This is a genomic window from Acetoanaerobium pronyense (genome assembly GCF_017874355.1).
Lineage (GTDB): Bacteria > Bacillota > Clostridia > Peptostreptococcales > Filifactoraceae > Acetoanaerobium > Acetoanaerobium pronyense.
In genome coordinates this window covers 14,831-36,609 of record NZ_JAGGLI010000004.1, presented here as the reverse complement: position 1 = coordinate 36,609, position 21,779 = coordinate 14,831, and the positions used below count along the sequence as shown (strand labels likewise).

General features: G+C 31.3%; 22 protein-coding genes and 1 riboswitch. Of the genes, 4 read left to right on the top strand and 18 right to left on the bottom strand.

Annotated features, from left to right (window positions below; translation table 11 throughout):
* Positions 1 to 82: 82 nt before the first annotated feature.
* The 3 genes from J2Z35_RS02790 to J2Z35_RS02780 form a co-directional block, all read right to left on the bottom strand.
* Positions 83 to 1,609, bottom strand: coding sequence for an NCS2 family permease (locus J2Z35_RS02790; RefSeq protein WP_209659131.1), 1,527 nt, complete (start codon positions 1,607 to 1,609; stop codon positions 83 to 85).
* Positions 1,610 to 1,635: 26 nt separating this feature from the next.
* On the bottom strand, positions 1,636 to 2,205 hold the full coding sequence (locus tag J2Z35_RS02785) for a xanthine phosphoribosyltransferase (RefSeq protein ID WP_209659129.1): 570 nt from the start codon (positions 2,203 to 2,205) through the stop codon (positions 1,636 to 1,638).
* Between the two features lie 125 nt (positions 2,206 to 2,330).
* Positions 2,331 to 2,432, bottom strand: a riboswitch (purine riboswitch).
* Positions 2,433 to 2,546: 114 nt separating this feature from the next.
* A complete protein-coding gene (locus tag J2Z35_RS02780; protein WP_209659127.1) occupies positions 2,547 to 3,635 on the bottom strand; it encodes a tetratricopeptide repeat protein in 1,089 nt (362 codons plus the stop codon).
* A 166-nt stretch (positions 3,636 to 3,801) separates the two neighbouring features.
* On the opposite strand from J2Z35_RS02780, the gene J2Z35_RS02775 reads away from it, so the two are divergent.
* Positions 3,802 to 4,719, top strand: coding sequence for an EamA family transporter (locus tag J2Z35_RS02775; protein ID WP_209659125.1), 918 nt, complete (start codon positions 3,802 to 3,804; stop codon positions 4,717 to 4,719).
* A gap of 60 nt (positions 4,720 to 4,779) precedes the next feature.
* Here J2Z35_RS02775 and J2Z35_RS02770 read toward each other — a convergent pair whose 3' ends face one another.
* From J2Z35_RS02770 to J2Z35_RS02730, 9 genes are all read right to left on the bottom strand, one after another.
* The gene (locus tag J2Z35_RS02770; RefSeq protein ID WP_209659123.1) at positions 4,780 to 6,042 is read right to left on the bottom strand and encodes a hypothetical protein; all 1,263 of its coding nucleotides are present in this window, start codon (positions 6,040 to 6,042) and stop codon (positions 4,780 to 4,782) included.
* Between the two features lie 225 nt (positions 6,043 to 6,267).
* Complete coding sequence (locus J2Z35_RS02765; RefSeq protein WP_209659120.1) at positions 6,268 to 6,618, bottom strand: NifB/NifX family molybdenum-iron cluster-binding protein; 351 nt, start codon at positions 6,616 to 6,618, stop codon at positions 6,268 to 6,270.
* The gene (locus J2Z35_RS02760; protein WP_209659118.1) at positions 6,615 to 7,442 is read right to left on the bottom strand and encodes an Mrp/NBP35 family ATP-binding protein; all 828 of its coding nucleotides are present in this window, start codon (positions 7,440 to 7,442) and stop codon (positions 6,615 to 6,617) included. The genes J2Z35_RS02765 and J2Z35_RS02760 overlap by 4 nt, the downstream gene beginning before the upstream one ends.
* Before the next feature lie 29 nt (positions 7,443 to 7,471).
* Positions 7,472 to 8,359 carry an ATP-binding protein gene (locus J2Z35_RS02755; protein WP_209659117.1) on the bottom strand — a complete coding sequence of 296 codons (888 nt, stop codon included), beginning with the start codon at positions 8,357 to 8,359 and terminating at the stop codon, positions 7,472 to 7,474.
* The gene (locus J2Z35_RS02750) at positions 8,337 to 9,194 is read right to left on the bottom strand and encodes a nucleotide-binding protein (RefSeq protein WP_209659115.1); all 858 of its coding nucleotides are present in this window, start codon (positions 9,192 to 9,194) and stop codon (positions 8,337 to 8,339) included. The genes J2Z35_RS02755 and J2Z35_RS02750 overlap by 23 nt, the downstream gene beginning before the upstream one ends.
* Before the next feature lies 1 nt (position 9,195).
* Entirely contained in the window at positions 9,196 to 9,564 is a 369-nt protein-coding gene (locus J2Z35_RS02745) for a NifB/NifX family molybdenum-iron cluster-binding protein (RefSeq protein WP_209659113.1), read from the bottom strand.
* Positions 9,561 to 9,935 (bottom strand): DUF134 domain-containing protein, encoded by a 375-nt coding sequence (locus J2Z35_RS02740; RefSeq protein ID WP_245330725.1) that lies wholly within the window; start codon positions 9,933 to 9,935, stop codon positions 9,561 to 9,563. The genes J2Z35_RS02745 and J2Z35_RS02740 overlap by 4 nt, the downstream gene beginning before the upstream one ends.
* Before the next feature lie 217 nt (positions 9,936 to 10,152).
* Positions 10,153 to 11,463, bottom strand: a complete 1,311-nt coding sequence (locus J2Z35_RS02735) for a dihydrolipoyl dehydrogenase family protein (protein ID WP_209659111.1) — start codon at positions 11,461 to 11,463, stop codon at positions 10,153 to 10,155.
* Between the two features lie 27 nt (positions 11,464 to 11,490).
* Positions 11,491 to 12,168: a TVP38/TMEM64 family protein gene (locus tag J2Z35_RS02730; protein ID WP_209659109.1), complete on the bottom strand. Its 678-nt coding sequence runs from the start codon at positions 12,166 to 12,168 to the stop codon at positions 11,491 to 11,493.
* 421 nt (positions 12,169 to 12,589) lie between these two features.
* On the opposite strand from J2Z35_RS02730, the gene J2Z35_RS02725 reads away from it, so the two are divergent.
* The 3 genes from J2Z35_RS02725 to J2Z35_RS02715 are packed head-to-tail and all read left to right on the top strand — an operon-like array spanning position 12,590 to position 14,813.
* Complete coding sequence (locus J2Z35_RS02725) at positions 12,590 to 13,399, top strand: amino acid ABC transporter substrate-binding protein (protein WP_209659108.1); 810 nt, start codon at positions 12,590 to 12,592, stop codon at positions 13,397 to 13,399.
* 2 nt (positions 13,400 to 13,401) lie between these two features.
* Positions 13,402 to 14,076, top strand: a complete 675-nt coding sequence (locus J2Z35_RS02720) for an amino acid ABC transporter permease (protein ID WP_209659106.1) — start codon at positions 13,402 to 13,404, stop codon at positions 14,074 to 14,076.
* Positions 14,076 to 14,813, top strand: a complete 738-nt coding sequence (locus J2Z35_RS02715; RefSeq protein WP_209659273.1) for an amino acid ABC transporter ATP-binding protein — start codon at positions 14,076 to 14,078, stop codon at positions 14,811 to 14,813. The genes J2Z35_RS02720 and J2Z35_RS02715 overlap by 1 nt, the downstream gene beginning before the upstream one ends.
* An 88-nt stretch (positions 14,814 to 14,901) precedes the next feature.
* On the opposite strand, the gene tnpA is transcribed toward J2Z35_RS02715, so the two are convergent.
* From tnpA to J2Z35_RS02685, 6 genes are all read right to left on the bottom strand, one after another.
* Entirely contained in the window at positions 14,902 to 15,378 is a 477-nt protein-coding gene (gene tnpA / locus J2Z35_RS02710; protein WP_209659104.1) for an IS200/IS605 family transposase, read from the bottom strand.
* A 252-nt stretch (positions 15,379 to 15,630) separates the two neighbouring features.
* Positions 15,631 to 16,200, bottom strand: a complete 570-nt coding sequence (locus J2Z35_RS02705) for an HD domain-containing protein (RefSeq protein ID WP_209659102.1) — start codon at positions 16,198 to 16,200, stop codon at positions 15,631 to 15,633.
* Positions 16,201 to 16,296: 96 nt separating this feature from the next.
* Positions 16,297 to 16,908, bottom strand: a complete 612-nt coding sequence (locus tag J2Z35_RS02700; protein ID WP_245330724.1) for a DJ-1/PfpI family protein — start codon at positions 16,906 to 16,908, stop codon at positions 16,297 to 16,299.
* Positions 16,898 to 19,060 carry a PAS domain S-box protein gene (locus J2Z35_RS02695; RefSeq protein ID WP_209659100.1) on the bottom strand — a complete coding sequence of 721 codons (2,163 nt, stop codon included), beginning with the start codon at positions 19,058 to 19,060 and terminating at the stop codon, positions 16,898 to 16,900. The genes J2Z35_RS02700 and J2Z35_RS02695 overlap by 11 nt, the downstream gene beginning before the upstream one ends.
* Before the next feature lie 147 nt (positions 19,061 to 19,207).
* Positions 19,208 to 19,975: a DUF1295 domain-containing protein gene (locus J2Z35_RS02690; protein WP_209659098.1), complete on the bottom strand. Its 768-nt coding sequence runs from the start codon at positions 19,973 to 19,975 to the stop codon at positions 19,208 to 19,210.
* An 18-nt stretch (positions 19,976 to 19,993) separates the two neighbouring features.
* Complete coding sequence (locus tag J2Z35_RS02685) at positions 19,994 to 21,772, bottom strand: DAK2 domain-containing protein (RefSeq protein WP_209659096.1); 1,779 nt, start codon at positions 21,770 to 21,772, stop codon at positions 19,994 to 19,996.
* Positions 21,773 to 21,779: the final 7 nt, after the last annotated feature.

Below are 21,779 nucleotides of genomic sequence, written 5' to 3'. Positions count from 1 at the left end.
AAAAGTTAAAATCCTATTTATTTTTTACATAAATAGGATTTTATGAGCCTTATATTTTAGTTTTTATATAAGCAATATCAGTCTATACAGCTTTTATATTTTCATTATAGTTAGAAATAATTTCTTTTTCTTTTTCCATAGCAGGCTTTTCATATAAATGAAATGCAATAAATACCCCTGCCACTATTGCATATCCAAGTGCATATTGATAGTCATAAAAAAGCTGGAGTTTAGGAGCGTGCATAAATCCTACTGCGCTTAGCACTACACCTACCATAGATGCATATGCAGCTTTGTCATATTCATTATCAATTATAAATACAAGGATAGCTCCCCAAACGAGTCCAGTAAACATAGCACCCTGACCTAAAGGTACTATTCCACTTGAAAGATTTGCAACAGCTTCTGGAGCTGAATTATTAAATCTTGTCATTATATAATTAGCAAAGTATGGAAACATGGCAAGAGCTACTGCTGGAAAATGCTTTTTTTCTACTGAAGAAAATGCCTGCGATACCATAGATATTCCAACAAAAACAAGTATTGGCGATATTACTGCAACTGGTATTATTTTTGAAATAGCGGCAATAACTCCAAAAGTTGAAGCTAATAAAAATACTCCTCCATTTAATATAGAGTATCCTCTACCTGCATTCATCCACTTTGAACCAATAGAAGCTATATAAACAGTAGTTGGAAACACTCCTCCAAAGATTGTTCCAATTATAGTTCCTATGCCATCAGCAAGTTGCGCCTCTCCTACGCTATATTTGTCTCCTGCTGCTGCCATAGCTTCTACGTTATTCATAGTTTCTACAAAGTTATAAATAGATATTGGAAGAAGTATTGCAAATAAACCTATCATATTTGACGTCAGATATGTAATTCCATGAAATACTGCAAAAGATGGAAGCGGAAGATAAAATCCTACAACCGAAAAACCTTCTTTAATTTGTGATACATCAGTACCACCTACAGTATAAGCCATAAATGTTCCAATCACTATTGCAAATAGTGAAGCTGGAATTCTAAAAGGCATTGATTTCTTAGCTACAAGACCCATAAGTACTATAGCAAGTACAAGCATACCAACTACAGGCATTTCATAGGTTTTAAATAGTAGTTCTCCTCCAATAAATGCAAAGGCAACTCCTGCAAGAGCACCAAGCATAGCAGCTCTAGGAAGTTTTTTATGAACCCATGTTCCTATTATACTTCCAAGGATCTCTATTGTTCCACCAAGAAAACAGGCTGCTAGACCAATCTTCCATGCTATATCAGGATTTCCTGTAAGATCAAGTGCCGGCTTTAAAACTCCAAATAGATAAATAAACATAACAGGTGTGCTAACCCCATAAGCAAGTGCAGTTACATCTGACCTTTTTTCCTTTTGAGCCAGCTTATTTGCCATATGAGCATAATATAGATTTCCAAAAAGAACTGAAACTGCTACTCCTGGGATTACTTTTCCGTAAACTATAGATGCTGGAAATCCCATAGCTATCATAGATACTGCTATAAGAACAAAGTTCGCCAAATTATTTTGAAAAAGTGCAAAAAAGCCATCAAAATCTTCTCTTTTAAACCATGGATAGTGTGTGCTTTGCATTTAGTTTTCTCCTTATTAATATCATATTATTCAAAAATTATTTTCCCATCTACCATTTCTTTAATACTTGCTAAAGAATGAACATTTAAATTCATCTGTCTTAATTTGTCTCCACCTTTTTGAAATCCTTTTTCTATCACTACTCCTACACCCATAAGCTCTGCTTGTGCTTCATCTACTATTTCTTTAAGGCCAAGTATAGCTTCCCCATGAGCTAAAAAATCGTCTATAATTAATATTTTGTCTTCACTGCTTATGTATCTTTTAGAAACCCTTATTTTGTAATGCTTTTCCTTAGTATAAGAATATACACTGCCCTCAAATGTCTCTTTGTCTAGATTTTTTGATTCAGTTTTTTTTGCAAATACCACTGGTACATTAAAATACTGTGCGGCTATAGCCGCTATGGCAATCCCGGATACTTCAGCAGTAAGTATTTTCGTGATTTTTAAATCTTTGAATATTTCTTTGAACTCTTTCCCAATTTCATTTAAAAGAGAGATATCAAGCTGATGATTTAAAAAATTATCAACCTTGAGTACTTCACCTTCAAGTACTCTTCCATCCTCAATTATTCTTTTTTTTAGCAGTTCCAAAGCTGATCCTCCTTTTTTACATTAAAAAGCCCGTAGATTAAAATCTACGGGCTTGGAATTAAACGAAGCTAATTAATAGTTAGCGATAGGAATATTAAGATAATTCCTATATAACTATAAATTAAGTTATTCGAATAAAATCCCGTAGTCAGACTGTTTACGGTAGTCTGGTAGAAACTTATGGACCATATCTCCAAGATTATACGGAAACGACCTAAAGGCCATTTTCTTAAATTGTTATTTAAACATTCTACACGGGAGTAAAATTGATGTCAAGGTAAAATTCAATTTTAATAATATAAACCTTTTTATCAATCTTAAATGTTATATTATTATGAAAATCAACTTAAAATTTCTCTCATATTTTTAAGATATTCTTCTGCATTATCTATATTTTTATTACTATATTCTTCCATTTTTTTAATAGTATTTCTAGCTTCGTTTTTTCTTTCAAGGTGAATATAAATATCAAATAAAATAGCATAGCCATCTATCTTTTCACTTACAAATTCATCTTCATTGTCAAGAAGCTCTATTAATTTTTTACAGTAAAATATAGTGTTTTCAATATCACCTATATGGTCGTAAGAACACATCAGCTTTTCTATAGAGTGAATTTTCTCTCCTTCTAATTCAACCATTTTTTTATATATTTCTATTGCTTTGTCAAATGCATACAAATAATATAGAGAACTTCCCATGGCAAAAAGAGTAGCAAGATTTTCACTTTTTTTATTTGCTTCATTAAAATATCTAAAGGCATTTAGATATTCCTCTTTTTCGAAATAAGAGGCTCCTTTTTCGTAAAGTTCTTTAGGAGATTTTGACTTTTCAGATTCATTAATCTCTTTGTATAAAAGCTCATCTGTAAGTACTAGGTTTTCAGTTCCAAAATCATAATTGTTTATAAAGTCAATAAGGTCATCAACATATGAAGGCATTTCTGCTGAAGTATCTATTAGCTGTATATTTTTAAAATTGCTTTGATTTTCATATTCATCGAAAGAAAAAGTTCTTTTATCTTCTGGAATGAGTTTACTGTCCATTGATTTAGAAATAATATTGTACTTTATATCATTAGATCCAGTTAAATCTGTAAAGATACTTCTTATTTGTTTTTTTCTATATATTGTTGCATTTTCGTACCACCCTACTACTCTTTTAACTCCTTTTTTATCGTAAGATATCCAAATCACTACAGCATTTTGAACATACTCGCTGTTTTTTCTAACACCTTTATAGTATGTATCTATTTTTATTTCATCTATATCACATAATCCATAACAGCTTCCATTATTGTCTTGAAATGTGAAATACTCATTACTATAATCCTCTTCATCTAATGCCTTATCTCCTGCAAAAGGTATATCATTTTCGTCATATCCATTATATTTTTTCATCCAAGGTATTTCACAAAGTAGTAATTTCAATATATCATCTCCTAAATTTTTTAATCTAAAGTCATTAATATAGTATACAGTACTTGGCGTAGTTATATTTTTTTCTTTATGATTTAATCATATCATTTTATCACTTGTAGAATTATGCTAACAGGAGTATTATATCTCTATTAACTATATTCAGGGGGATTTCATAATGAAAAGAAAAGATATTTTATTAGCTTTACTTGTAGTAGTTATATGGGGCGCTAATTTCACAGTGATTAAGCTAGGGCTTGATGGTGTCCCTTCAATGCTTTTAGCCGCTCTTAGATATACATTTGTCCTACCTGCCCTTTTATTTGTCAAAAAACCTAATATAGATTTGAAATATGGTATCGGATACGGCTTGTCGGTTGGAGTAGGTCAGTTTGCTTGCCTTTTTTATGCACTCCAGATAGGTATGCCTGCAGGACTTGCTTCAATAATACTTCAATCCGCTGCATTTATAACTCCACTTTTAGCTTTCTTATTTTTAAAAGAGCCAATTAGACAAAAACAATTTATAGGGCTAATCATTGCATCCTTTGGACTTTTCTTTATAGGAAGAAGCGGAAGTAATTCAAGTATCACTGAAATACCACTTCCAGCTCTAATGCTTACACTAGCTGCTGCGTCATTTTGGGCACTTTCAAATATAATACTAAAATTCGCTTCAAACGAAGCCGCTTCTAAGGGGCAACAAATAGATATGCTTGGAGTTGTAGTTTGGACTAGCTTAGTCCCTCCTATACCACTTTTTATATTCGCTTTTATGCTAGATACTCCGCAAATGATATTTACAACTATTTTTAACCTAAGTCCTATGTCAATATTTTCAATTTTTTACCTTGCCGTAGGAGCAACTATATTTGGATATGGAACTTGGAGTCTTTTGCTGGGTAAATACCCTGCATCAAAAATAGCTCCTATCTCTTTACTAGTTCCTATCACCGGTCTTATAACAGCTAAAATCATTCTTGGTGAAAGTCTAAGCGCTTCTCAGTGGATTGGAGGACTTATAATTCTTATAGGCCTTATATTCGCAAATCTGGACTTTCATATCTTTAAGGGCTCTTTTAAACAAACTGCATAAAAATAAAACTCATAATGCCATATATTTGACTTAATATAGTTGCTTCATAAAAGTCAAATGTTATGGCATTAATTTTGGTTTTATATTTTCTATTTCTCCAATACTGTAATTTTTTAGTTTTAGATATTTTTCAAGACCAATTGGACTAGCCTTGCTGATTCTTTTATAAAAATAAGTATCTAATCTTTTTTTGTTTTTTAATACTGCATCACTTATAAGTGTTTCCATGCTCCTTAACAAAATTATTTTCATTTCTTTATTCACATAGTCTTCATTAAAATCTATTTTATCCAAAATTTTTTCACTTAGCTTGAGGAGATTTAATATGTATTCTTGAAGTTCTTTATTTGGACAAGAGTTTGCAATAGTAGTATGGTTTACAGCTTCATCCTCTTCAATATCTTGAAGATCATCAGCAAGCTGAAGTACTATCCCATATCCTGTAAGAAAATCCATCTGAGTTTGAGTTAAATCCCCCATAACAAGATATCCATCTGCAACTACTGATGCTGCCCCTTTTTCAAATGTAGATTTTTTTATATCATTTTTTTCAGGGTTCATATACTGATTTTTAATATTATTTGTTTGAGCCTCATGTATAAGTAAAAGGCTTTCATAAACTTTGGGATAAGATTTTCTACAGTATTCTTGCTCAATAAGTGAAATCATATCAAAGATATCTTTTTCTTCAGTGTTTTTCGGACTTAATATATTTCCTTTAAGCCTTTTTTCCAATCGTTTTGAAAAATCCAACTTTTCCACTTGCAATATATTTGGATTATCAAGCAAATTATCTGTCAGAGGATAAAGCATACTATATGCAAATATGGAATTAGTAAGAACTAAATCATTTGGGTTATTTGAAAACATTATCTTTAGGGCTATCATTATCCATACATTTCTAAGTGCTTGAAAAACTTGACTTTCCTCCATGTTTGGCCAAGTCTCCTTTACTCTTTTTATAAATTCTTCTGTACATCCAATGTAATCTCCCTGAATATTATTTTCCATATTTTTTATATCTAATTCAAGCCATAATTCTATCAGATGGGATAACTCTTTATTATTCATGCAGCAAGCTCTTAAAACCCACATTTCTTCCTCTGATTCCTTCGAGAAAGATAAGTTTTCTTTGGATTGTTTTAGATGTTTGTATTTTATATTAATAGAGGAGAATGTCCTTTTCATCTGGGATTTTATCTTGAAATATTTTATAGTTTGCGTTAAATGAGAAAACTTCTTTTTTATAAACATTGGTTCTTCTAGTTCATCCCATATATCTATATATGAATCTACAAGGTTTAAAAAATCATGTTTAAGCATTTCCTCACCCTTTCACTTAATGGTAGATTTTTATTTTATTAATAAAATTTCAAAAAAATATTTAAATTGTAAAATTTTTACTTTTCAATTGTTATTATAACTCGTTTTTTAAATAAAATATGTAAACTATAAAAAAACCTAGATTATTTTATACATTTACATGTCTGTAGATGTTAAATAATCTAGGTTATCATAAATTAATTGTATTTATTTTTGAAAAAAAGACTAGCAATTTCCATGGTTCATGTGTTCATTACATACTGCCCCATTAGAAATAAGATTTCCACTAATATACATACTGGCAGCCTCTTTTGATTTTCCTTGAGCCCCAGTTATTACTTTTATATCTTTTTCATTGAATATCTCTATTGCTCCTTGCCCCATTCCACCTGATATTATAACATTGACTCCTATGTCATTTAAGAAATTTGGAAGAAATCCTGGTTTGTGTCCAGGATTTGAAATTATTTCAAATTCTACTATAGTGTTTTCTTTAACATTAAATATCTCAAATTCTCTACAGTGACCAAAATGACTAGTCACCTCTCCAAAATCACTAGCTACCGCTATCTTCATATAGAATCCACCTTTCTATTTAATATGTCAGCTGCGTTTTCAAGCCAATCTCCTTTAAAAATTTCTATTAAACCTTTATCACAAACAGGGGATAAACCAGGATTTAGAGGAATTTTTGCAAGAATATCTATATTATATTCATTAGCTATATCTTCAAGCTTACTTTCTCCAAATATTTTATGTTCTTCATCACAAGTTGAACATTTAAAATAAGACATATTTTCAACAATTCCTAAAATTGGTACATCCATCATTCTTGCCATCTTTAAAGCTTTTGATACTATCATAGATACAAGTTCTTGAGGTGATGTTACTATTATTATCCCATCTATTTTAATAGATTGGAAAACTGTAAGTGGTACATCTCCTGTCCCAGGTGGCATATCTATAAACATATAATCTACATCTTTCCAAAATTGCTTGACTGTATTTGCAATTATCGGCCCTCTCCAAACTACAGGATCAGTATCGTTGTCAAGAAGAAGATTAATAGACATAATTCCAATTCCACTTTTACTTTTTACTGGCAAATATCCATATTCAGTTGCTTGTGCTTTTTCTCTGATTCCAAAAGATTTAGGTATGGATGGCCCTGTAATATCTGCGTCTATAATCCCAACATTATATCCTCTTCTTTGCATAGTAACAGCCATCATAGAAGTGACAAGAGATTTTCCTACTCCCCCTTTACCACTTACAATACCAATTACTTTTTTAATATTGCTCATTGGATGAGGATTTTCTCTAAAATCTGAATAGTCTTTTTTTCTTTCATCACATTCACTAACGCATGTACTACAGTTTTCTGTGCAATTATCTCCCATATAAATAACCTTCTTTCATTTATAATATTTTATTTTTGCATAAAAATCTCCATCATATTTTTATATACCTTTTTTATATTTTCTGATGCAGGGGATTCAGTGTCTACTATACTTATTCCTTTATTCGTAAAGCTGACCACATTTGAATCATAAGGTATTCTTCCAGTAAAGTTTATATTATTTTCATTGCAGAATGCCTCTATTTCTTCACTCATCTTCATATTCATATCATATTTGTTAATACAGACAGCTATCTTTACATTGAATTTTTCACAAGTTCTTAAAATTCTTTTCATATCACTAATTCCCGATAAAGAAGGTTCCGTTACTATAAGTACCATATCCACATCATTAATGGATGCAATTACTGGACATCCTATTCCTGGGGGGCCATCTAAAATAGTAAAGCTTTGATTGTTAATACTATTTAAGTGACTATTACTAATTTCATTTTTTAGATTTTTTTTAACTTCAGTAACTAAAAGCCCTGAATTTCCACTGCCAATTTTTAATCTTGCGGTAGAAAAGACTTCTTTTTCTTTATATAAGATTAAATCTCCAGCTTTAGTTTTATTTAATTTTATAGCTCCTACTGGACATAAAGCTTCGCAAAGCCCGCACCCTTCACAATCTATTGAATCTACTTTATAAGTTTGTTTTTTAGTAATAGCTGAGAACCTACAATTTTTCATACATAATCCACAAGAAATACACTCTGAATTATCAATAAATGCCTTGTCCATTCCAAAAAAATCCCATCTATTAGGTTCTTTTTGGAAATTAGTAAGAAGATGAAGATTTGGGGCATCCACATCACAATCTCCGTAGGCTTTACAGTTAGATAATTTTATAAACCCTGAAGTTAAGGTAGTTTTTCCAGTTCCCCCTTTTCCGCTAATTACAAGAAGTTGTTTCATTATCTACCTCCTTTCTAACTTTATAAAGCATATTTTCAAAGATACCTTTATAAACTACATCTTCTTTAGATATGATTTGTCCATTGGATACCATTTTTGAAACCTTATTATTAAAAGGGATTTTCCCAATTATTTTTAAATTATTTTTATTGGCATATTCTTCTGAAGGATTTTTTTCATCTATATCTTTATTTAAAATTATTCCAACTGGCTTTTTAAACAACTTAGCTAATTTATGAACTATTTCTAAGTTGTGTGATCCAAAAATTGTAGGCTCTGTTACAATCAGACAATAATCTGCATCCTTTATACCTTCAATCACAGAGCATGAAGATCCAGGTGGACAATCTATGATAACTACTTTGTCTTTTTCTTTTCCAATTTTAATTATTTTTTTAATTAACGGTACCCCTGAGGGCTCTCCGATATTTAGTTCACCTGATATAACCTCAACATTTTCAAAATATCCTCGTGTAATAGTTCCTATGATTTTATCTTTTTCAGAAATTGCGTTTTGAGGACAAAGAATTGTACAGCCTCCACAAGAATGACAAATTTCTTCAAATACAACTATCTTTTCGCCCATCATGGCAAGTGCATTAAATCTGCAAAAATTAGTACACGTCCTACATCCACTACACTTTTCTTGGTCTACATGTGGAATATATACCTTCACTTTTTCTTTGCTTACAAAATTATTCTTCAGAAAAATATTGCCATTAGGTTCTTCAACATCACAGTCTAAGTAAACAGACTCATCTGAAACATAAGCCATATTTACAGCAACCATAGTCTTTCCAGCTCCCCCTTTACCACTTAAAATAGCAACTTTCATACTATCTTCCTCCGTGAAGATGATACCCTGAATGTGTCTCCTTAAGTTCTTCTAGCTTTCCTTCCCTAAAAGCTATTAAGTTTTCATCAGCTTTATCTAGAATTTTTTTATATATTTTAATATCTGACCCTTTCAATACTTCATATGCGTTCTCTCCACACTTTGCAGTTATAACTATATCGATATTATTATCAGCTATTGTTTGAGCAGCTTTAACCCCTGCTCCTCCACTGGTTTCAGCGGCATTATTATCTAAATAAATCTTTTTCCTATTTTCTGTATCATATATTAAAAAATATGGAGCTCTTCCAAAAGAATTACATGTATCTGAATTTATTTCTTTATTTTCAACCGGTATCACTATCTTCATTTACAACCTCTCCCTCTTTTACATCTTTTGCAGCCGTATACTTTTTCTTCTCCTTCACAAAGCTTATAATCTCCCCCTTCTATTTTTAATATCTTTCCATTTACGATTGCATCTGCTATCTTTTTTTTACTTTCACCATAAATCTTTTGTGCAGTTGTTCGAGCTACCCCCATTCTTTCAGCGCATTCTTCTTGATTCATATCTTCTAGGTCAATAAGCCTCACTGTTTCATATTCATCCACAGTCATCAAAACCATTTCTCTTTTATCTAGGTGTGGGGTTATTGGTCCAAACAAGTTACTTTCAGGAAGACAACATACTTTTCTTAATTTTGTAGGTCTAGGAATTTTAATCACCTCCTTTATTGGCATATGCCATTTATATTTTTCATTATACTCCGTTTATGGCATATGTCAACAATCTTTGTGTTGTATATACAATAAAAAAACACCTATATACAAAATTTTTATAGGCGTTTTACTTTTCTTATATTATTTTCTTAATTAACTTTTTTTGCCAAGGCTTTAAATTATCTTTCATATTTTTTAGTGCAGCATATTTAAAAATCTCTGATTGTGAAGGATATGGCTAGATTATATTTGCAAAATCATTCACCTTCATTTTATTTTTAATTGCAATAGATGCAATTGTAATTAGCTCTCCTGCTTTTTCACCTACAATAGTAGCCCCAAGAACGCTTCCTCTCTTACCTAATATCAGCTTTAAAAATCCATTTATGTCTCCTTCTGCAACTGATTTATCAGCTTCATCTAATGGGATAGTTATACTCTTTCCAAATACTCTTTTTTCTTTTGCAGCTTTTTCCATCATTCCCACATGAGATACTTCTGGTTTTGTGTAAGTTGTCCAAGGCACATAAGAATAATCTGCTTTGGATTTTATAGGTGAAATTATATTTTTAATAACTATGCTAGCCTGATAAGATGCCATATGAGTAAACTGATATGGACCTGTCACGTCTCCACATGCATATATATTTTTTATATTTGTCTTCATTTGCAAATCTGTAATAATACTTCCCCGCTTATCTAGTTTGAGTCCTATTTTTTCTGCCCCAATATTTTTCGTATTGGGATTCCTGCCTAGAGATACTAGTATAGAATCTCCAACTACCACTTCTTTCTTACCATCTATTTCTATAAAAACTTTTATATCTTCATTGTCTTTTTCAATTTCTAATATTTTTGAATTTAATTTAACTGATATATTCATATTTTTAAACACATCAATCATCAAATTTCCGACTTCTGGCTCATCCTTAGAAAACATATTTTTATTTCTATCTATTATAGTAACTTTTGACCCAATTTCACTAAAGCCTTGCCCTAATTCTAAACCTATTGGTCCTCCACCTAGCACAATAAGATGTTTTGGCTTTTTATCTATTTTAAAAATATTTTCATTGGTAAAATATGAAATAGAATCCAATCCCTTTATATCTGGTATGAAGGGACTGGAACCAGTTGCTATTACAATATTTTTAGTTTTTAATATTTTATCTCCCACTTTTACGCTGTTGGAATCCTCGATAATACCCCTTCCTTTTAACACATCTACTCCCATTTTTTCATATCTTTCTTTGGAATCTTTTGGTCTAATGGTTTCAATGACAGAGTTCACCCTTTCCATTACTTTATTTATATCTACTTCTTTTATTTCAGACTTTACTCCATATTTTTCAGAATTTCTTATAGCTTCACATGTATGTCCTACTTTAAGGAAGCTTTTGCTAGGAACACACCCTGTGTTTAAGCAATCTCCTCCCATATCTGATTCTTCTATAAGAGCAACCCTCGCACCTAAAGATGATGCTCCAGAAGCCACAACAAGACCTCCGCTTCCTCCACCAATGACTATAATATCGTAGTCGTATTTCATGTTTTCCTCCCCTTTAAAAGTACTTTTTTATTTCATATTTGAAATATCAATATTCTTTTTCTTTGCAAATATTTTAGGGATTTGAGATATAAAAAATAAAATAATACCCGCTAAAAGTAGATTGAAGAACAGTCTTTGAGTTACTCCATTTTCTGCTATATCTCCAGCCATATAAGCATATATGAAAGATACTGGCATCATAGTAATTAGAGATATAAGTGTATATTCTAAAGTGCCAATATTTGTCATACCATAAGCATAATTTTGAAGATTATATGGAAATATAGGAACTAGCCGTGTGAGTATAAGAAAATCTCTACCATTTTTTTCAACCCCAGATTCTATTTTTTTGAAAACTTTACTATCTCCAAATTTCTTTACAATTAAATCTCTTGCCAAATATCTCGAAACCAAAAAAGCTGAAAGAGCACCTACCGTTGCTCCAATTAATGCCAAAATTCCCCCTTTTAGTGGCCCGAACACAATTCCGGCAGTAACTGTAAATATCCATGCTGGAAGTGAAAATACAGCTGCAATTCCATAGATAAGAATATAAATAAAATAACCAAAATTTCCTCTTTCCTCTATAAATAATTTAAACCTCTCTAGGTCAGATAAAATATCTATAATCCCTAATCTTCTAATAATAAAATAAAAAATACCTAAGGTCAGTATTATAATTATAGTTCTAATATTTATTTTCATTCGTTATTCCTGCTTTCTGTTTTTATGTATTTGATTTAATTTTTAGATTATACCCTATTTCTGATCAATTTATTTAAAACAGGATTTCATACTAAAAGAATTTTTAATTCATAGTTGACAACTTGGTATTAATCTTGTAGTATTATAAAAAAAGATTGAAAGGAGTCATGTTATGAAAAAGCTAAATTCTAATCCACAAAGCTTTAATGCTCTATGCTGTTGCTCTAGTTCTGTTCAAAAACTAGATAACAGCTTTTTGTGGTGCTGATAAGGCTTTCCCTAAAACATGATTTTGTGTAATAGCGGGTAGTCCAATATGGACCTGCCCGTTTTTTATTGCAAAAAACCTGAAATCTTTACATTCTGGCCAGAATGGACTTAATTAACTTACAAAATATTTTAAAACAATAGGAGGATTACAATGAAATCTAAAAATATATTAATCGTGTCAGCTTTTATACTTGTTATTTTAGGTGGTTTTTACTTTTTAAACTCAAACTCATCTGCAAATCAAAATCAAGGTACTTCTGAATCAAATGTAATAAAGGTTGGCATGAGCGGCTCATATAAACCATATACCTATCTGGATGATAAGGGAGAGCTTACTGGGTTTGATGTAGATGTTTGGAAAGAAATCGGAAACAGAATAGGATATGAAGTAGAATTTGTTACAAGTGATTTTAGCGGCCTATTTGGTATGCTAGACTCAAATCAAATAGACACTATCGCCAATCAAATTACTGTAACTGAAGCAAGAGAAGAAAAATATCTTTTTACAAGACCATATGTATACTATGGAGCACAGCTTATATCAAAATCTGACAGAGATGATATAGTTGATCTTGAGTCATTAAAAGGAAAATCAGTAGCTGTAGGTCTTGGAACTAACTACGAGGAAATGATTAGAGAGTTTGACAAAGACTCTGAGATAGAAATAATAATATACGATAGTGGATCTGGTTCTTATCAAGATGTTGCAATAGGAAGAGTTGATGCTGCTATGAACGATAGACTTGCTCTTCAATCAGTAATAAAAGAGTCAGGACTTCCCCTAAAACTAGCTGGAGCACCACTTAATGAGCTTCATAATGCATTTCCATTTTTAAATACAGATGAAAATAAAGAACTTATAGAAAAAATTGACCAAGCTATAGACTCTATGTATGAAGACAATACAATAAAAGACATTTCAGAAAAATACTTTGATATAGATATTTCGGAGAGATTTTAATCATGACTGGATTTAGTTTTGAAATATTTTCAAATTCATTCCTTGAGCTTTTAAAAGCCCTGCCCATTACACTTTCTGTGGGGCTTTTAGCTATGGGATTTGGCCTTATAATTGGTGTTTTAGTAGGTATTATCAGATATTTTAATGTCCCATTTATAGATAGTTTTTTCAAGGTTTATATTTCTTTTTTCAGAGGTACTCCACTGATGATTCAGCTTTTTCTTTTTTTCTTTGGTCTTCCCCAGCTATTTCCTTCACTGGGAAGAATGAATGCATTTCAGGCTTCCGTAATAATCATGTCCATAAACGCTGGAGCATATATAGCAGAGACTAGCAGAGCGTCTATCCTTTCTGTTGATAATTTACAAAAAGATGCTGGTTTTTCAATTGGTCTTACTAAGCTCCAGACAATGTGGCATGTACAGCTACCCCAAGCTCTAAGAGTTGCTATACCTTCATTTGGAAATACCTTTATTGGAATTATTCAAGGTACCTCACTTACATTTATGCTTGGTCTTAATGACCTTATGGGACTTGGCAAGATGAGAGCAGCCTCTAATTATAGGTTTTTTGAGGTTTATCTAGCTGTAGGATTAATATATTTTTTTATAACTCTTTTAATTGGAAAGCTAAATTTTTATTTGGAAAAGCATTATAGTAAAGGAAGGGCTGCATGATGTTACAAATTAAATCACTAAGCAAATCTTTTGGCAATCAAAGGGTTATTTCAGATATGGATTTTACTATAAAAAAAGGAGAAGTAGTTGCAGTAATAGGTCCTTCAGGTTCTGGCAAATCTACATTTTTAAAAACTATAAACCAGCTTGTAAAGCCTGACTTTGGTATCATGCATCTTAATGATAAAGAGTATGATATGGCAAAAATAAAAGAATCAGAGGCTACAGATTTGAGGAAAAAAATTGGAATGGTATTTCAAAATTTTGGACTCTTTTCTCATTTGGATGTACTTGGCAATATAACTCTTGGACTTGAAAAGGTTCATGGCTTTAAAAAAGAAGCTGCAATCTCAAGAGAAAAAGAGCTTATCGAGGTTGTAGGACTTTCTGGGAAGGAACAATCTTTTCCAAATCAGCTTTCTGGGGGACAACAACAAAGAGTGGGAATTGCAAGAGCAATGGCCTCAAACCCTGATTTGATTTTGTTTGATGAACCAACTTCTGCACTTGATCCAGAGCTTGTAGGAGAAGTCCTGTCAGTAATAAAAACTCTTGCAAAGGCTGGAAACACTATGATTATAGTAACTCATGAAATGAAATTTGCTAAAGAGACCGCAGATAAGATAGTTTTTATGGAAAACGGAGAAATAATTATGGAAGATAGCCCTGAAGTTTTATTTTCTGAAAAAGCACCTGAAAGAATCATGACCACCCGTAAAACGGGTGGTTTGCTCTAGCCCTATAAGGGCATGGTACTTGCTGTGTCTTAAGACACCCTGAATGGTCTGCCAACCGCTTTTTATTCACAGGCAATCCCTAAAGGGATTATTTTTTCTTGCCTTTGCTTACTTGCTCACCCGTGAACGGATCTATAAATTCTTTCATGCTTATTTGATCACTTGCTATGTCTTCTTGCATTTGATTTTTTATATATTCTTCGATTACTTTTTTATTTCGGCCTACCGTATCAACATAATATCCTTTACACCAAAAATGTCTATTCCCATATTTATATTTTAAGTTCGCATGTCTATCAAATATCATCAGTGAACTTTTTCCTTTTAGATATCCCATGAATTGTGACACACTTAATTTAGGTGGTATGCTCACAAGCATATGTATATGATCTGGACATGCATTTGCTTCTATGATTTCTACTCCTTTATATTCACATAATTTCCTCAAGATTATTCCTATATCTCTTTTTATCTTTCCATATATAATTTGTCTTCTATATTTTGGTGCGAATACTATATGATATTTACAGTTCCATTTTGTATGTGCTAAACTATTTTTATCCAATTGGATAGCCTCCTTTGTAATTTAATGTTGGTTGGTCAGACCTAACTTTATTTTACAATAGGAGGTTTTCTTTTTTCTACTCACCGCTATAAGCTTTTTAGAACCACCCGCATAGCAGGTGGTTTTCTTTATACAAATAAAAAATTTCACGAGGTGATTTTTCCCTCGTGAAATTTAAGATATAAAACATAGATTTGATTTTTGAAAGCTTTATATTTATTAGTATAATTTTCTAATTATTATCAGATTTTGTTATAATCCAAGGTCATCTGAAATTTCTAACATCGCTTTTAGAGAAAGCTCTGCAAACTCAGGAAATGGTATCCCAAGTTCCTCTATAGAACTCATAGCAGCTCTGTCAGCACCTGCTGCAAATCTTAGTTCTTTCATTCTTTTAGTTATTGATTTGGTTTTTACACTGCTTATTTTTTTATCTGGATATACTAGGGTTATTGCAGTTATAAATCCTGTTATAGGGTCTGCCGCATAAAGAGCTTTTGCCATTGTGCTTTCCGGCTTAACCTTTGTTTCATAATTGTGTGCAGATATGGCATTATATATCTCTTGATCACCAATATTATTTTCTTTTAGTATTTCTACTGCTTTAATCCCATGAAGATGATTTTCATTGTTTTTGTAATCCACAAGATCAGAATCAAGATCATGTGCCAGTCCTGCTACAGCCCATCTCTCTTTATTGTCTGGATCTAGCTTTTCAGCAAGAGCCCCCATTACAGCCTCAACCGCCAAAGAGTGTTTGTATAGATGGTCTGTCTTTAAATTTTCATCAAGTAAGCTTATTACCTTTTCTCTCATAGTCATACTATCCCTTCTTTTTCGAATATTAAGAAATCTTTCTTATATATAGTATATACAAAAATCACCTGAGTTTACAGGTGATTTTATATAAAGCTATTTTTAGTATCCCATAATTTCTTTTATATAATCTTTATATTCTTTTGAAGTCATAGTCTCTAATAATTCAAGGGCAACATATGGGGCTGTTGATGGGCACCATGATGTAATTATATGCTCATCTTTTACAACTGATCCGCCTTCAATTATGGCACCAAATTCTTCAAGCTGTCTTTGCCTTCTTCCATCCATAAGATGATATGTCGTTGCTTTTTTACCTTTTAATATACCGCTTTTCCCAAGAATAAGTGCCGATACACATACAGTTGCTATTGGCTTTTTCTTGGAATCAAAATCTCTAATAAGATTAAGAAGTCTTTCATCATAAGCCTCTTCATAAAAACCAAAATATCCAAACCCACCTGGTATTACCATAGCATCATAGTCATCAGGATTAATTTCATGGAAGACTTTATCCACAGTTAGAGTTACATTAAAGGTACTTTTTATCTCTTTATTAAACCCACATGTTATTACATCGATATCTATCTTATTAAAGGTTTTGTTCCAACCAAAAACATCTACAAACGCACTCATTTCTATGAGTTCAAAACCTTTTGTCAAAAAAAGAAGTATTTTTTTCATATCCACTACCTTTTCAATATTAAAATTCATAACACCTATGTTCTATAAAAATATCTACTATTTTAGGGTCCAGTTTTTTTCCAGAAGCTTCTTTTAATAAATCTAGAGCATGTTTTGAGGAAATAGATTTTCTATAGACTCTATCTAACACCATTGATGCATATGTGTCTGCTACCGCTATAATTCTTGAATATAATGGTATATCTTCCCCTTTAAGTTTTTTAGGGTATCCATTACCATCAAAATGCTCATGGTGATATAAAACTGCCTCAGAAAATTTCATATAATCACTGGAAGAACTAAGTATAATATAACTTATTTCTGGATGCCTTTTTAATTCTTTCCAGTCTTCATAATCTAATTCTTCGGTTTTTTCCAAAATTTCTTTTGGAACAGCAATTTTCCCAACATCATGAAGAAGTCCCATTTCCCTTATTTTTTTAACCTCATCTTCTTCAAATCCCATTTTCATTCCTATGTTTTCACATAGTTTGCTTACTAAAGAGGCATGTACTCTTTCATCTTTTACTTTTATAAACAGCTGGTTGATTATGTCTTGTATCGCTTTATTTCTTAATTTGGTTCTATTCAATGTCTTGCTGTTATACATATAAGCTTCTGCTCTTTTTATTACATCTTCAAATAACATAGATTCATCTTCTTTTGTACTATAACCAATTGAAGCTGAAATATCTAAGTTTTCCACTTTTTTCCCTTTTAAATTATTTAGAAACCTTTCACTTAGCTTTTCGGTATCAAACTCTGAGGTAGATGGCAGTAATACGACAAATTCATCTCCACCCACTCTACTTATTATGTCATCTGCTCTAAAAACTTCCCTCATAGTGTTTGCCAGAGTTTTTATTAGGTCATCTCCAGCCTTGTGACCAAATGCATCATTCATGAGTTTTAAACCATTAACATCTATCATAATAACACTCATAGGATAATTTCTTTTGGTATCTAGCCTTTTAATTTCTTCTTCAAAAAATCTTCTATTATATAGTCCTGTTAATTGATCTCTATAACTAAGATATATTATCTTTTCTTCATTTTCCTTAATTTTTGTAATATCTATATCAATTCCTCTAAAGCCTATATATTCCCCTGTCATGCTATAAAGCGGAGACCCATTTGTTAAAACCCAAACCGCATCTCCGTCTTTATCAAAAAGCTTGTGCTCAAAATCATTAACACTTCCCTCTGTTTTTAGTATTTCTTCCCCAAAGGTCTTTAGTTTTTCTCTTTCTTCCCCAAAGGTGAGGTCATAAAAGTATTTTTTTTCAACAATTTCTTCTGGACTATATCCAAGGACATCCTTAACAACATCATTTATATATGTGTACTTTCCTTCAATATCAACTTCAAAAGCAATAGATCTACTTTTTTTAGATAACTCTTCATACCTATTTTTTTCTTTTTCTATTTCTATTTCTGAGAGTTTTTTTGATGTGATATCTTCGAATATCCCTAATACTCCCTTAACCTTTCCATCTGCTTCATATATTGGGAGTTTACTCGTTTTTACCCATCTAAGTTCATCATTTGCATTTATAACTTTTTCCTCAAAATTAAGCTTTACTTTTTCAGTATCAATAACCATCTGGTCATCTTCTCTATATAAATCTGCAAACTCTCTCCAGTTCATATCATAATCATTTTTCCCAACTAGCTCTTTATAGGATTCAAATCCAGAATCCTTTAGGAAATTATTATTACAACCTAGATAATTAAGATTTTTGTCCTTCCAAAATATTCTCAATGGAATGCTATTCATAACCTTCCAAAGAAGATCTTCAGATTCTTTTAGTTTATTTTTTGCCTCCACATGTTCATCTATATCCACAAAAAAAGTTTGAAAATAGAATTTTTCATCTGATAATGCAAATATTTTATACCATTTTTTTAGAGGGTCAGAAAATTGTTCAAATGTTTCACTTCCCAAGTCAAGTGCTATCTTCCCATAAATTTCTATCCAGTTAAATTTTGATTCGGAAATACTTGGAAATATTTTAGTTATTTTTTTACCTATTACATCATTTTTATTTAAACCAGTAAATTTTTCAAATGCACTATTAACTTCTAAAAACTCATAATCTATAGGAACCTGATTTTCATCTATTATTATCTTATGTCTTGCATAGGCAATAGGCATAGTTTCCAATATATTTTTATATATCATCTAATTTCCCCTCTCCTTTAAAACATCTTGGAAATTCCACTTTTTATTCATTTTGTAACCATAATTATTATAAATCTTTATTATGTAAGTTTCTATAGAAAACAATTTAAAAGGAGCTAATGCTCCCTTTAAATTGTTTCACTTTTATTATTTTGATTTTTTAGGAAACCATGGAAAAAAAACTGGCGTAACTTCTTTATATTCTTTATATCCCGGCCTTTTTGCAAAGCTCTTTTCAAGCATTGGGACTCCGGATACAAATAATAAAAGATATGTTATTGTTATTGGGCTTATAAATGAAGCTATGCTTGCTCCTGATGAAAATGCAATCACTGCTATGCCCCACCACATTGTCGCTTCTCCAAAATAGTTCGGATGTCTGGAGTATTTCCAGAGCCCTTGGTCCATTATTTTTCCTTTATTTTCAGGATTTGATTTAAAAACCTTAAGCTGATAATCTCCCACACTTTCAAAAAAGAATCCTATAGTCCAAATCAAAAGACCTACAAATCCAAAGATAGTGAACGTAGATTGATTTTCTGAGTTCAATAGAATTATAGGGAGGGCAACTATAAACATAAATACTCCTTGAAGCATATAAATCTGTAAAAATGCTCTTGGAATAACTAGCTTCCCCCATTCTTTTCTCCAATTAGCATACCTGAAATCCTCAGGTTTTCCCCAATTTCTTTTTATTATATGGTAAAAAAGTCTTAATCCCCATATGGTTATTAAAATAGTAATCACTAGATTTGAGGTGTATAGATTCAAAGTTCTTAGAGTTGTATACCAAGCTACAATAACAAATCCTATTCCCCATCCCATATCCACTATAGAGTTGTTTTTTATATATGTTCCAACAATAAAGAAACATAAAAAATAAATGAATATAACAATTATAGATTCCAAAATCATAATAACCCTTCTTTCTAGTTATCTAATAAAGCCTATAGCAACAGCTTTTTCTCCTGCATGAAGTGCTGTTATGGATGAAATTTCACATATATACTCGGGCTTTAATCCAAGTATTTCTTCCACTTGTTTTGCGAATATATTTGCATTTTTTTCATCACCAGAGTGAACCACTGCATATTTAAATATTTTTTGCTCACCATTTTTCGATTTTACTAAATCTAGTATTTTTTTCATTAATGTCTTTTTTGATATCGCTATTGAAAAGGCAGCTCCTTTACCCTCTTTGTTAAGAGATATTATAGGTCTTAGTTTAAAGAAAACTCCAATTTTTCCTATTATTTTTGGAACACGTCCGCTTTTTAATGAGTTTTTAAATGTATCTAAGGCTACATATATCTCTGTTTTAGGAATTATTTCTTGGGCACTTTTTAATATATCTTCTATATTCTTGCCTTGTTCTACCATTTGTGCAATTTCAACTACAAGCAATCCCTGTGCTACTGAGTTTAATCTACTATCAATAACTTCAATTGGATATCCAGATTTTTTTAAAACATTGGAATATTTAACTAAACTATCATATGTGCCACTGAGTTTGCTTGAGACTGAAATTATAACTATGCTTTCATAATGATCTTTTAAAAAATCTATTTTATTCTTTATATCTATATCATTTGGCTGAGAGCTATTTGGATAAATAGGAGAGTTATTAATAATATTGTAAAAATCCTCTGACTTTATAGTAGTCTTGTCTAAATATACATTATCTCCAACTAATATATTAAGAGGTATTTGGTGTATATCATGCTTTTCTAATATATCTTTTGGTATATCTGCTATTGAGTCAGTCACAACTGCAATTTTTCCTTTTGATACTTTAAGTTTCTCCTGAAGATGTATATCCTCAACCTTTGGTCTAGAAATTACTCCATATTTCGATACTTCACTAAAAAAATCTTCTACTTCATTTGTATGAATGTGTATATGTTTAAAGTTTTCATTACCTGCAACAATTATACTATCCCCTAAGTTATTTAGTTCCTCTTTTATTAGCTCTTGACTTGGAACATTTCCCTTTATAATACACTCTGTACAATACCTGTAATACGACTCTTCTTCACTAATGTGACTTTTCACCTCAAGACTTTGTCCTACAGATACAGTTTGTTTTATGTTTTCAATACTATAACCTTTTAGATATTTAATCACTCCTTCGAGAAATAAAACAAAACCTTTTCCTCCAGAGTCAACAACATTATTTTTTTTAAGAACTTCCAGTTTTTCTTTTGTCTCATCCAAGGATTTAGAAGCAATTTCTATCGAGCTCTCAAACATTTCATCAAAAAATTCATATTTACTATGATTTTCACTGATATATGCTGACCATTCTTTAATTACAGTAAGCATAGTTCCTTCCACTGGATTTGAGAGTGCAGAATATAAGCCATGGGCAGATTCCATACTTGCTGTTGCAAAATCCTTTAATTTCACATAAGCTTTACCTTTTGTTTGAGATGCAAGTCCTGAAATATATTGGGCAAATATAACCCCTGAATTGCCCCTAGCACCATAAAGCGACGCTTCAGACATAGAGTTTAAAGTTTCAGAAAAAGAATCATTAACCTGAGTATAATCTAATATGCTATTTAAAGTAGATACTAAATTATTTCCAGTATCTCCATCTGCAACTGGAAATACATTTATTTTATTTAGTTTTTCTCTATTTAATATAACTTCATTTGCTCCATAACTAAATAAATTAAAAAATTCTCTTCCATCCAGCTTTTCTTTTCTCATATATTCC

Coding starts and splice junctions, on each gene's coding strand:
- J2Z35_RS02765 (WP_209659120.1), bottom strand. CDS start 6,618: ATGAAGATAGCGGTAGCTAGTGATTTTGGAGAGGTGACTAGTCATTTT.
- J2Z35_RS02690 (WP_209659098.1), bottom strand. CDS start 19,975: ATGATTTTGGAATCTATAATTGTTATATTCATTTATTTTTTATGTTTC.
- J2Z35_RS02730 (WP_209659109.1), bottom strand. CDS start 12,168: ATGAAAATAAATATTAGAACTATAATTATAATACTGACCTTAGGTATT.
- J2Z35_RS02770 (WP_209659123.1), bottom strand. CDS start 6,042: ATGCTTAAACATGATTTTTTAAACCTTGTAGATTCATATATAGATATA.
- J2Z35_RS02760 (WP_209659118.1), bottom strand. CDS start 7,442: ATGGGAGATAATTGCACAGAAAACTGTAGTACATGCGTTAGTGAATGT.
- J2Z35_RS02775 (WP_209659125.1), top strand. CDS start 3,802: ATGAAAAGAAAAGATATTTTATTAGCTTTACTTGTAGTAGTTATATGG.
- J2Z35_RS02790 (WP_209659131.1), bottom strand. CDS start 1,609: ATGCAAAGCACACACTATCCATGGTTTAAAAGAGAAGATTTTGATGGC.
- J2Z35_RS02720 (WP_209659106.1), top strand. CDS start 13,402: ATGACTGGATTTAGTTTTGAAATATTTTCAAATTCATTCCTTGAGCTT.
- J2Z35_RS02750 (WP_209659115.1), bottom strand. CDS start 9,194: ATGAAAGTTGCTATTTTAAGTGGTAAAGGGGGAGCTGGAAAGACTATG.
- J2Z35_RS02735 (WP_209659111.1), bottom strand. CDS start 11,463: ATGAAATACGACTACGATATTATAGTCATTGGTGGAGGAAGCGGAGGT.
- J2Z35_RS02745 (WP_209659113.1), bottom strand. CDS start 9,564: ATGAAGATAGTGATACCGGTTGAAAATAAAGAAATAAATTCAGATACA.
- J2Z35_RS02715 (WP_209659273.1), top strand. CDS start 14,076: ATGTTACAAATTAAATCACTAAGCAAATCTTTTGGCAATCAAAGGGTT.
- J2Z35_RS02700 (WP_245330724.1), bottom strand. CDS start 16,908: ATGAATTTTAATATTGAAAAGGTAGTGGATATGAAAAAAATACTTCTT.
- J2Z35_RS02740 (WP_245330725.1), bottom strand. CDS start 9,935: ATGCCAATAAAGGAGGTGATTAAAATTCCTAGACCTACAAAATTAAGA.
- J2Z35_RS02725 (WP_209659108.1), top strand. CDS start 12,590: ATGAAATCTAAAAATATATTAATCGTGTCAGCTTTTATACTTGTTATT.
- J2Z35_RS02695 (WP_209659100.1), bottom strand. CDS start 19,060: ATGATATATAAAAATATATTGGAAACTATGCCTATTGCCTATGCAAGA.
- J2Z35_RS02685 (WP_209659096.1), bottom strand. CDS start 21,772: ATGAGAAAAGAAAAGCTGGATGGAAGAGAATTTTTTAATTTATTTAGT.
- J2Z35_RS02755 (WP_209659117.1), bottom strand. CDS start 8,359: ATGAAACAACTTCTTGTAATTAGCGGAAAAGGGGGAACTGGAAAAACT.
- J2Z35_RS02705 (WP_209659102.1), bottom strand. CDS start 16,200: ATGACTATGAGAGAAAAGGTAATAAGCTTACTTGATGAAAATTTAAAG.